We start from the raw sequence: 10,773 nt of genomic DNA on the forward strand, positions 1-10,773 counted from the left end.
AGGTAGCGTGATCCATGTCGAGGTCCTCAGGATGGGCAGTGTCAGAACTTCCATCCTCGGAGGGCCTCGACCCCTATCCAGCGACCGACGCGCCCAACCCGACTACACTCTCAGCTGCGAAGAGCCCTCAAGGCTCATCGTAAACGAGAGTGTAGAACCGGTCTGAATCCACCGGACTCGAGCAGACATCTCGCGATGTAGTGCGTGAGGTTACGGAACCCCAGAGCAGACCCGCGAAGATGTTCAAGCCTGCCATTGATCGCCTCAGTCGGACCATTCGACGTCCCCGGCCGGGTGAAGAACGCGAGCACATCAGCAGCTTGACGCTTCAGAGTCCTTCCCAACCTCTTAAGCTCAATGAACTCGGTCGGCACGCTCGTTGTTAGGGCATCGATGACTCTGAGCAAAAGCCTCTTGCCCTCATCACGGTCGACGGTTCGATAGGCGCTCACAACGTCTTGGTACACAGCCCAGGCGACTCCTACCTCGGTGAAACTCGGGTCGCCGAAGAGACCCGCAACCCTCTCCTGCTGCCTGGTCGTAAGCAGATCAGCCCCTGTGTGCAAGGTTCTTCTCGCCCGAGACAGTGGGCCCCAGCTCGGCCGCGGTGGCCGGTGGTCTCCTGTTGAACACGGCGGTGTGCCTCGTCGAGAACAACGCCGGCGAGTTTGACAACATGGAACGGGTCCATGACTTCGACAGCATCGGGTAGCTCCTCAGCCGAGGCCCCTTTGAGCCCGGAGAATCCGTCCATCGCCACGACGTCGATGCCATCACGCCAAGCGTTCGGACGGGCTCTCAACTATTGTTTGAATACCTGCTTCGACCGTCCAGGCACCAAGTCGAGAAGGTCCCGGGCCTGCCCCTGGCTGATCGGGGTAAGGTCGATGATCACGGTGACGTATTTATCAGGCTCATGAAAACGACGCCATCATCCCTGGTCAGAAGCTCCCGAGGCACTCGAATCAGACGGTCCAAATCCTGAAACGACGAGGTTAAAAATGTGACTCCACAAACGCCTTCGAGCGCTCGACCCAAAACTTTCTGTCTTCCACAGAGAGAAAAATCTTCGCCAAAAGTGTCGAGCTATCTAGAAATTCCTCGACGGATACATCAGAAATGCTCGAATCAGAAAGTGCTGTGTTATATAGTTTAAGGATTCGCTGATCCGGGTTCGCAAGAAAATCGGATACCGGCATTTGGCGATCCAGAACAACTTCTTGATTGCTAAACCCATACTCCGGGGATGATTTAGTTGCTATCATATTGAAATCGATCTTCGCAATCATGTCGGGATTTGATTCAACAAGATCCTTTATACCGCCAGGATTTCCCCACGTCTGATATTCCTGGGTGAACATATTTTCTGCAGCAGTAAGCAATATTTCGTTTTTCGCTTCAGCCCCAAATAGTTGCTCACTATGCCACAGCAGCTTGCCTTTATGCAATTCACGATCCAGAACACTCGTGAAATCACGGAACACCAGCGTGTCGGCATCTATCCAGTAGCCGCCCTTGTCTCCGACTAACTTCATTCGTAAATAGTCAGACTTGGCGACAATAGACCTGACTTCGATCTTTTCTGCGGACCCTAAACTAGTAAAACGCCAGTGTTTATGCGGAACGTCATCGCCAAGAACTTCGGCAAGATTTCTGGACGAAACTAACGTGAAATTGTCTCCGAGAGCTCTCTCCATGCTGACGAGGCACAGCAGCACATAGGGTGGCGGCGCAGATGCCGAAGATCGATTTTGCCAAAAAGTGTAAACGCTCAACGTGACCCCTCATAGAAAACCAATACTCAGCGCAGACATTTTCAAAGCGCATTCGTCTAATTCTAGCATAACAAGTTCAATCCGGCGACCTGAGGGTCGTTCTGCGGAAAGTGCGTCGTCACACGTCCAACGTAACAACGAAGTAGTTTGCCGAAAATATGAGGTCGCAAAACAATCAAACTGGAATTGTCCAGCTGGAAGTCAATGTTGATAATCTTTATTAGCCCGATCACGGATGACGCTCGCATTGATTCACGATCGCGTTGGGCCTGTTCGATCCGGCGCCAGCTTGTTCTCGGACGGCATGCGGGCCGCCAAATTATTTATATTACTAGCGCCCGTTAAGTGCCGCTTTTTCAGATATTCAGAAACTTCTTAATGATTGTTAAACATCTTTCAGCCGAACGGCCGTCCCCGTAGGGATTCATGGCGTTCGCCATGCTGCTGTAGGCTTCATCGTCGTCTAGGAGCGTACTTACTTCATCGACGATGCGGTTTGTGTTTGTACCGATCAGTTTGACTCCACCAGCCGCGACCGCTTCGGGTCTCTCAGTGTTTTCGCGAAGGACCAGAACGGGCTTCCCTAAGCTAGGCGCCTCTTCTTGGATCCCTCCCGAGTCAGTGAGCACAATGTCTGACCTTGCGAGGAGACGCGAAAACTCACCGTACTCGAGCGGCTCGGTGGAAATGATATTCCCGACATCCTCGATCTGAGGCGTGATGGACGCTCTCACTTCTGGGTTCTTATGGGCTGGCCAAACAATGAGAAGGTCGGGGAATTTGAGTGCAAGTTGCCTCATAGCACGACCGATGCTCACCATGTGCGCACCCAAGTTCTCGCGACGATGGGTTGTGACCAGCAAGACACGTCTGGTGTCGGTTTCCAGTCGATTGGACAACGGGTGACCATCACGTGGAGGTCGTGAGACTGCCCAGTTCAGCGCGTCAATCACCGTATTTCCAATAACATGGATACGATCGTCGGGTACACCGTCAGTGAGTAGGTTGGTGCGAGACACCTCCGTAGGGGCCAAATGAATGCTTGCAATTTGGGAAACTATTTTGCGGTTTGCTTCCTCCGGGAATGGTGATTGGATGTTTCCGCTACGGAGTCCTGCTTCCAGATGAACGACGGGTATTTCGCGATTGAAAGATGCAATCGCCGCGGCCATTACCGTTGTGGTGTCGCCTTGCACTACGGCGGCAGCAGGTCGGTACATGTCGAGAATTTCGTCAATTTGCGAGATCACGGTGCCAGCGATATCGTTCAACGTCTGACCGTGCGCCATAAGGTTTAGGTCGACATCCGGGATTACTTCGAATACGCCATTGACTTGGTCAAGCATTTCTCGGTGTTGCGCCGTGACTACGACGATTGGCGTCAGCGTCGGATCTTGCTCGAAAGCCTTGATGACCGGCGCTAATTTGATAGCCTCCGGTCGCGTACCGTAGATAATCATGACTTTTGCGTTAGCGGTCACGGCATTATTCACTCATTCTCCTCTGTTACAACTACTTCACGCGTTCAGCGGTGTTCGCGCCGGTTTGGCGAGCTCGACATTCGCACTGGCTAGGAGTTCGCTTTCTGACTTCGTGTGCGTGATAGTTGTTCGCGGCGCATCGATCACAATATATCATCTATCGGAGGGCGGAAATTGCTCGCAGGCGACGAGGTCAGGATGGAGGTCTCGCTTGCTATAGACTGGTGACCGAATCGTCACGTTCTACGGCTCGGTTTGTGACACCAGGTTACTGGCACATTGATATGGTTATGCCTGTTTGAAGTCCGATCGTGCCTCTCACTTCCACCTACCTCACCGCTCGGCCTATCCAGTCAACTGTACATACACCCGCACCCTTAGCGGCCGAGGACGTTCACGGCCCTGACGACTTGGAGTTCCCTTTCATGAATGCGCCTACGAAGCACGCGCGGCCTACAGTCGCCGTGATTGGCCTTGGTTACATCGGCTTGCCTACTGCCGCCATCCTAGCGAGCACCGGCGCTGATGTGATCGGAGTCGATATCAACGAGAAGAACGTCAACGTCATCAACGAAGGGAAGGTGCCGTTCGTCGAACCGGATATGGCCACGACGGTGGCCGGCGTCGTGTCGCAGGGGTTCCTCAAGGCGAGCACCAAAACTCCCCACGCTGACAACTACATCGTGGCGGTGCCCACTCCATTCACCGACGGGCATGAGCCCGACCTGTCGTATATCGAGACTGCGGGTAAGCAGATCGCCCCTCTGCTCGAGGGCAACGAAGTCATCATCCTCGAGTCGACTTCCCCTCCTGGTGCCACAGAGTTCCTCGCTCAGACTGTTCTCAGTACTCGCCCTGATCTCACGCTCGAGCCGGGGACCGCTCAGACCATCTACTTCGCACACTGCCCTGAGCGCGTGCTTCCGGGTCGCATCATGATCGAGCTCCGCACGAATGACCGGATCGTCGGCACCCTCAATGGCAACGCGGGCGAACGCGCACGCGACCTTTACCAGCTCTTCTGCGAGGGCGAGTTCCTCATGACCGACGCGCGCACCGCAGAACTGTCGAAGCTGACTGAGAACGCCTACCGCGATGTCAACATCGCTTTCGCGAATGAACTCTCGATGATCGCCGATAAGCTCGACATCAACGTCTGGGAGCTCATCGACTTGGCCAACCATCATCCGCGAGTGAACATCCTGCAGCCAGGACCGGGCGTCGGTGGGCACTGCATAGCCGTCGACCCGTGGTTCATCGTCGCCACGACACCTGAGCACTCTTCGCTCATCAAGACTGCGCGCGAGGTCAACGATTCGAAGCCGCAGTTCGTGCTCGACAAGCTCTTGCCCCAGGCCAAACGGATCAAGGACGTCCGCGTCGCTGCTCTCGGCCTCGCGTTTAAGCCGAACATCGACGATCTGCGCGAGAGCCCTGCTCGTCGGATCGTCAACCAGCTCTCCGATGAGCTTCCCGAGGCAACGATCATGGCAGTCGAGCCGAACATCGATAAGCTGCCCTCCGACCTCGAGGTACGGGAGAACGTCACTCTCACCGAACTGTACGCTGCAGTCGAGGCAGCCGACATTGTCCTCCTCCTCGTTGACCATTACGAGTTCGCCCGCATCGATCGCAAGCTTCTCACTCAGAAGATCGTCCATGACACTCGGGGGCTGTGGAACAGCGAGTCCACCACTTGACCAGCTTTAGCGACTTTCCTACTTACGAAGCCTAGTCCCGACCAAAAATGTCACGCGAATAGACCTTGTCCACGACCGCTTTGAGTTCCACCGTGATCCGATTAGAAACGATTACGTCGCTACGTCGCTCGAACTCACTGAAATCATTGACGACTTCTGAACGGAAGAAGAAGCTCTCGTGAAGATTGGGTTCATATACGATAACTTCGATGCCCTTCGCCTTGATTCGTTTCATAACACCCTGCACCGACGACGACCTGAAGTTGTCTGAACCTGACTTCATTGTAAGCCGATATATTCCCACAGTCGTAGGATTCATACGAAGAATATCCTCAGCAATGAAGTCTTTCCGTGTTCGGTTCGCGTCCACGACTGCCGCAATGAGGTCCTGTGGCACGTCCGTATAGTTCGCCAAGAGCTGCTTAGTATCTTTCGGCAGACAGTACCCTCCATATCCGAAGGAGGGGTTGTTGTAATGAGCTCCAATCCGCGAATCTAGGCTCACGCCTTCAATGATCTGACGCGTATTGAGGCGATGGGTGGCAGCATACGTATCGAGCTCATTGAAGTATGCAACCCGAAGCGCAAGGTATGTGTTTGCAAACAACTTAATTGCTTCAGCCTCGGTAGGATCCGTCAGCAGGATTGGCGTGTCATCGTCAAGTGCACCCTCACTGAGAAGCTCAGCGAATCTGCGCCCAAGCTCAGTCGAATCTCCAACGATGATGCGCGACGGATGCAAGTTGTCGTGCAGCGCTTGCCCTTCGCGAAGGAATTCCGGAGAGAACAGAATCTGCCGCGTGGCGTGTTCCCGTTGCAACGACCGGGTGAAACCGACGGGCACTGTGGATTTGATGACTATCGTTGCATGCGGAGCAAGGCTTCGAACTTGATTGATCACAGTTTCGACAGACGAGGTGTCAAATTCCCCAGTTTCGGTGTCATAGTCCGTAGGAGTTGCGACAATGACGAATTCCGAATCTCGAACGGCTTGGCTCAGATCGCTTGTGGCACTCAGCCGCAACGGCTTATCAGTGAGATACCGCTGGATGTCCTGGTCTTCGATGGGCGAAACGCCGCTGTTAATGGAGTCGATCTTAGACCGATCGATGTCCACAGCGACAACCTCGTTGTACTGAGCCAGAAGGACCGCGTTCGACAGTCCAACGTACCCGGTGCCGACAACGGTGATCTTCATGAGATGGCCTCTCGTAGGCATCAGCAGATTAGCTTGACGCACGACGGAATGGAGTTGCGTTCAACGAACTGATTCTACCTGTAGCAATAGACGACCGGCACCAGATCGCAGTAACCGTGCCAGGAACTTCGCGCCCCCGGAGGCTGGCGAATATTTCGAGTCCACGGAACAGAGGAAAATCAAGACTTCATGCGATTCCTTCAGTGGGAGCACGCTTGGACTTCATTGCACGACCAATCCAACAGATGGAGGATCCTGACAGCCAACTACATTATTGAGTTTGCTCGTCGCACAAGGTTGTCGAACCCATCCGAAACGCGTTCCCCTACTTGTACGACTCGTACTCCTTGACGACGTCGTCGGTGGGGCCGTCGGCCTTGAGCACGCCCTTCTCGATCCACAGCGTGCGATTGCACGTGTCCTTGATCGACCGCATCGAGTGCGAGACGAGGAACACTGTTCCCGCGTTCTCCCGGATCTCACGGATCCGCCCCTCGCTGCGCTCCTGGAACTTCTTGTCACCGACCGCCAGCGCCTCATCGACGATGAGGATCTCATGCTGGACCGCGGTGGCGATCGCGAACTTCAGACGCTGCGACATGCCCGAGGAGTACGTGCGCATCGGCATGTCGATGAAGTCACCCAGACCCGTGAAGTCGACGATGTCATCGAACTTCTCCTCGACCTGCGCCCGGGTCAGACCCAGAGCCAGCCCGCCGAGGATGATGTTGCGTCCACCCGAAAGATCGGGGATGAGGGCCGCACCCACGCCGAGGAGGTTCGGCCGCGCACTCGCATACACCGCTCCCTGCGAGGTCGGGGTCAACCCGGTGATCGCCCGCATGAGCGTCGACTTGCCCGAACCGTTGCTGCCGATGACGCCGATCGACTCATTCGCATGCGCCACGAAGCTCACGCCCTTGAGCGCATGCACTTCGCGCAGTCCACGGGTCTTCTGCAGCATGCCGCCGGCACCGCCGAGCTTGAGCTTCTTGCCCGTCGCCAGCGTCTTGTAGACGACATGGACGTCGTCGGCGATGACGACCGGATCGGTCTTCTCGGTCGCCTCGGTGTGGACCTTCTCTGCCTCACTCATCGCGACCGTACCTTTCCTCGGCCTGCCAGAAGAAGACGAAGCCGAACACGAAGATCCCGAAAGCCCAGACGGCGAAGTACCCGAAGTACTCGTACGGAATCTCATAGCCGTTCATGAGGATGCCGCGCGAGATCGAGAGCACCTCGTTGAGCGGATGCCAGTCTGCCAACGGCTGCAGCTCCGGCTTGCCGAGGCGCTGGATCATCTCATTGAGGGAGAAGAACACGCCCGAGGTGTAGAAGATCATCCGCGAGATGAACGGCGTCACCTGGCTGAGGTCACGGAAATGCACGGTCACGCGGGCGAAGATGAACGCGACACCCTGGTTGAAGATCCAGAAGAGGATGATCAGCGGGATGAAGAGCAGCCACTCCCACGACGGCCTGGCCCCGTAGATCATCGCGACGATGATCATCAGCGCCATCGTCGGCATGAAATTGAGCAGGTTCTGCATGACCGTCGCGATCGGCAGGACGATGCGCGGGAACGGCAGCGACTGGACGAGAGAGGCATTCGAGATGATCGACTTCGACCCACCCGTCATCGACGAGTTGAAGAACTCGAGCATGAAGACGCCGATGACGACGAACGGCACGAAGTCGTCCGGCCGGACCCCGGCGCCCTTGAGCAGCACACCGAAGATCGTGCCGTAGATGAGGGCCGAGAACGTCGGACGCAGCACGACCCAGAGCATGCCGAGCCGATTGCGTTCGTTCTCGGACTGGATCCGGTACCGGGACAGCGTCAGCGTGAAATCGCTGCGCTTCCACAACTGCTTGATGTAGGCGAAGAGTGACGGCCGCCCACCCACTCTGGCGAGTCCATGCTCGGCAGCAAGCTTGGCCATGTCCATGTACGTAAAGATTCTCTCGTCGGCGACTGGGATGGAACACAGGAAGTCTACGCGATGACCTCCAGATGGACTCACAAGCGACTGTGCGCTTTGAAGTCGAAATCCGGGTCCTCGAGCTGCGCCCGCGTGGGCACATGATCGCCCGCGAGCACCCGCCTGGCAGCGGCCTGCATCGGCGGCCAGTTGAGCGTCTCGACGCCGATGAGCTCGGCCTCCGGATCCGGTCCCGCAAAGTGGAAGACCTGGAACTTCTCCCCGCTCGGATCCCGGCGCAGGATAGTATCGTCGGCATCAGTGCTGGTCAGACCGGCTGTGAACACCTTCTCCGGGCCCTGGAAGCTCCAGTGCCACGGAACGTCCGACCACGGCTCCGACTCACCGGACGAGGACTGAGCACCATCCACGCCACGGTCGGCCGCCTCGGCGAGGATCTGCTGGGCGAGGTACTTCCCGTGACTCTCCGCGACCGGCTCGCACGCCCACGGATGGGTCAGCGGGAACCGGCCGCCGGTGATGTGGGCACAATCACCCGCAGCCCAGACGCCCGGGTAGGCGGTGGCCAGGCGCGCGTCGACGTCCCACGCGAACGTCGGGGCCTCCCCGGCAACCGTGCCCTCGGGGTCGGCGACATGCTCATCGGTCGTCGGCAGCGTCCCGTCGATGGGGATGCGCACCGGCCGGGCGCCGACGCTGGTGACGAAGAGGTCGTGGACGTTGGCCGGGATCGCCTCGACCGATTCGAGGTTGGTCATGAACCTCACCCCCGCCTCGGCGTGCTTGGCGAAGAGCGCCTGCCGCACCGGCGCCGAGAGCTGCCGACGCAGAGGCTCGGTCCCGCGGAGGTAGACGGTGGCTCTGTGCCCGGCGGCGACGGCGGCGCTGGCGACCTCGATCCCGAGGTACCCCGATCCGAGGACACCGACGTCGAGGGGTTCGTCCGCCTCGGCGACGAAGTTCCGGATCCACTCCGCCTCGCCGAGGTTGTAGACCGGCAGCGCATCCGGATAGGCCGGGACCTCGGGCCGGTTGGCCTCCATGCCCGTGGCGAGGATGCAGTGTGTGAAGTCGAGCGTCTCCCCCGAGGCCAGGTGCACGGTGCCGGCGAACTCGGATCCCGCCTCGGCGAGGGTGAGCGACACAGCGCGGTGGCGAACGAACGTGATGCCCTCATCGGACTCGAGATGGTACGGCAGGTGGTAGCGGGAGTCGTCGAAGAGGTGCTTCGACAGGGGCGGGCGCTCGTACGTGTCACCGGCCTCCGGGTCGATGAGGGTGACGGGCTGACCCGCCTGGCTGAGCTCTCTGGCGGCGGTGGTTCCGGCGAGGCCGGCACCGATGATGACGATTGTCTTCCCCATGATCCCCATGCTAGACCGGGAGCGCGAACAGACCTCCCGGCTCCTGTTCAATGGGAGGATGGGGGTGCGGTTGTCAGGCTGGTTGGGTGGCCGTCAGGCGGGCTGGCTGTCAGGCGGGCTGGCTGGCGGTCTGGGTGGCCGGTGGGCGGAGATCGCCGACCCTCAGGCGACGGCCGAGCGGCACGGCTACGAGCGCCGCGATTGCCGTGGCGAGGGCGAGCACGGCGAAGGCTCGGAGGCTCGTCATCGGATCGCCGATGAGGGCGAGCGCGACGTTGACGACGCCGTGGAAGAGGGTCGCGACCATCACTCGCTGATTCCACGAACCGGTCCAGAGGGCGACCATCACGACGTCCATGAAGACCGTCGAGAGGACGAACAGCGCGACCGCGAGCAGGCCGGCCCCGAAGTACTGGAGGTGGCAGAGGCCGAAGAACACGCCGTTGATGATGATCGCGAGGACGGGGCCCATGCGGGTCGCGAGCGCCCGGTACATCACACCGCGGTAGCCGATCTCCTCGAGCAGTCCGCCGAGCGTGAGTCCGATGATGACCGCGATGACCCCGAGCACCGGGGCCCAGCCCACCGGCAGGGCAGGATTGCCGCCTTCGAGCAGTGCCACGAGCACGGCGATGAAGGCGATGCTTGCGATGACGGTGCCGCCGATCGCGCGCAGGTAGCGGGCCTTGGGCGCGGTCTCCTCGGGTGCCGGGAACCATGATGGAACGACGAGTCTGCAGATGAGCGCGGCGAGGGCTGGGCCGATCATGACGAGCGGGAACACCTCGTACGGGATCGGCGTGAGCGGCTGCAGGGCCGTTCCGGCGAGCGAGAGCGGGGCCATGAGGACGATCCAGAGGATGGTCAGCGCCCACGGGCGTCCGGACTCGGTGACTGACGATGGGGATGTCACAAGCAGTACCACCTTGTACTGTCGGGCCGGCCGTGAAGTCGGCGATGCCGTTGCCGCTCGCGGGTGTCCACGAGCAGCTGATCACAGACTAGGGGGTTGCGCGGGGGCGGAGATGACGTGTCCGTGAATTCTGTGACGTCGGATGACGCGGGGTGGGTCTCGTTTGGGCCGGGGCGGGTGTCGTTTGGGCGGTGGCGCTTCTCGATTGGGCCGTGGCGCGAATCGTGGGCGGTGCACGGCCCCAAAAGCGCGCTGCGGCCCAAACGAGCGGAGTGGGCTGTGTCAAGTTTCGTAGACGATCTCTTTGTGGATCAGGCGGCGATCGCGGCCTGAAGGGTGTAGTCGGCGCGCGCTTCGGCGGGCGTGCGGTAGCCGAGGCTCGAGTGGAGCCGCTGCCGG

Annotated in this window: 8 protein-coding genes and 1 pseudogene; 1 reads left to right on the top strand and 8 read right to left on the bottom strand. The window is 58.9% G+C overall.

Annotated elements, in window-relative coordinates:
• Positions 1 to 134: 134 nt before the first annotated feature.
• The 3 genes and pseudogenes from AACX88_RS17220 to wecB form a co-directional block, all read right to left on the bottom strand.
• Positions 135 to 931, bottom strand: a pseudogene (locus tag AACX88_RS17220) (ISL3 family transposase); the annotation flags it as partial.
• A gap of 64 nt (positions 932 to 995) precedes the next feature.
• Entirely contained in the window at positions 996 to 1,775 is a 780-nt protein-coding gene (locus AACX88_RS17225) for a glycosyltransferase family 32 protein (protein WP_339394095.1), read from the bottom strand.
• Between the two features lie 356 nt (positions 1,776 to 2,131).
• On the bottom strand, positions 2,132 to 3,235 hold the full coding sequence (wecB, locus tag AACX88_RS17230) for a non-hydrolyzing UDP-N-acetylglucosamine 2-epimerase (protein ID WP_422614454.1): 1,104 nt from the start codon (positions 3,233 to 3,235) through the stop codon (positions 2,132 to 2,134).
• A gap of 446 nt (positions 3,236 to 3,681) precedes the next feature.
• Between wecB and wecC the strand changes: the two genes are divergently transcribed.
• Positions 3,682 to 4,956 carry a UDP-N-acetyl-D-mannosamine dehydrogenase gene (gene wecC, locus AACX88_RS17235; protein WP_339394097.1) on the top strand — a complete coding sequence of 425 codons (1,275 nt, stop codon included), beginning with the start codon at positions 3,682 to 3,684 and terminating at the stop codon, positions 4,954 to 4,956.
• A gap of 31 nt (positions 4,957 to 4,987) precedes the next feature.
• Here the strand turns inward: wecC and AACX88_RS17240 are convergent, their stop codons facing one another.
• From AACX88_RS17240 to AACX88_RS17260, 5 genes are all read right to left on the bottom strand, one after another.
• The gene (locus AACX88_RS17240; protein WP_339394098.1) at positions 4,988 to 6,154 is read right to left on the bottom strand and encodes a nucleotide sugar dehydrogenase; all 1,167 of its coding nucleotides are present in this window, start codon (positions 6,152 to 6,154) and stop codon (positions 4,988 to 4,990) included.
• Between the two features lie 325 nt (positions 6,155 to 6,479).
• Entirely contained in the window at positions 6,480 to 7,250 is a 771-nt protein-coding gene (locus AACX88_RS17245; protein ID WP_339394099.1) for an ABC transporter ATP-binding protein, read from the bottom strand.
• Positions 7,243 to 8,097, bottom strand: coding sequence for an ABC transporter permease (locus tag AACX88_RS17250; protein ID WP_339394100.1), 855 nt, complete (start codon positions 8,095 to 8,097; stop codon positions 7,243 to 7,245). Before AACX88_RS17250 ends, AACX88_RS17245 begins: the two co-directional genes overlap by 8 nt.
• A 77-nt stretch (positions 8,098 to 8,174) precedes the next feature.
• Positions 8,175 to 9,461, bottom strand: a complete 1,287-nt coding sequence (locus tag AACX88_RS17255) for an FAD-dependent oxidoreductase (protein ID WP_339394101.1) — start codon at positions 9,459 to 9,461, stop codon at positions 8,175 to 8,177.
• A gap of 109 nt (positions 9,462 to 9,570) precedes the next feature.
• Positions 9,571 to 10,374, bottom strand: a complete 804-nt coding sequence (locus AACX88_RS17260) for a CPBP family intramembrane glutamic endopeptidase (RefSeq protein ID WP_339394103.1) — start codon at positions 10,372 to 10,374, stop codon at positions 9,571 to 9,573.
• Positions 10,375 to 10,773: the final 399 nt, after the last annotated feature.

It is taken from the genome of Brevibacterium metallidurans (assembly GCF_037101285.1).
Classification (GTDB): Bacteria; Actinomycetota; Actinomycetes; order Actinomycetales; family Brevibacteriaceae; genus Brevibacterium; species Brevibacterium metallidurans.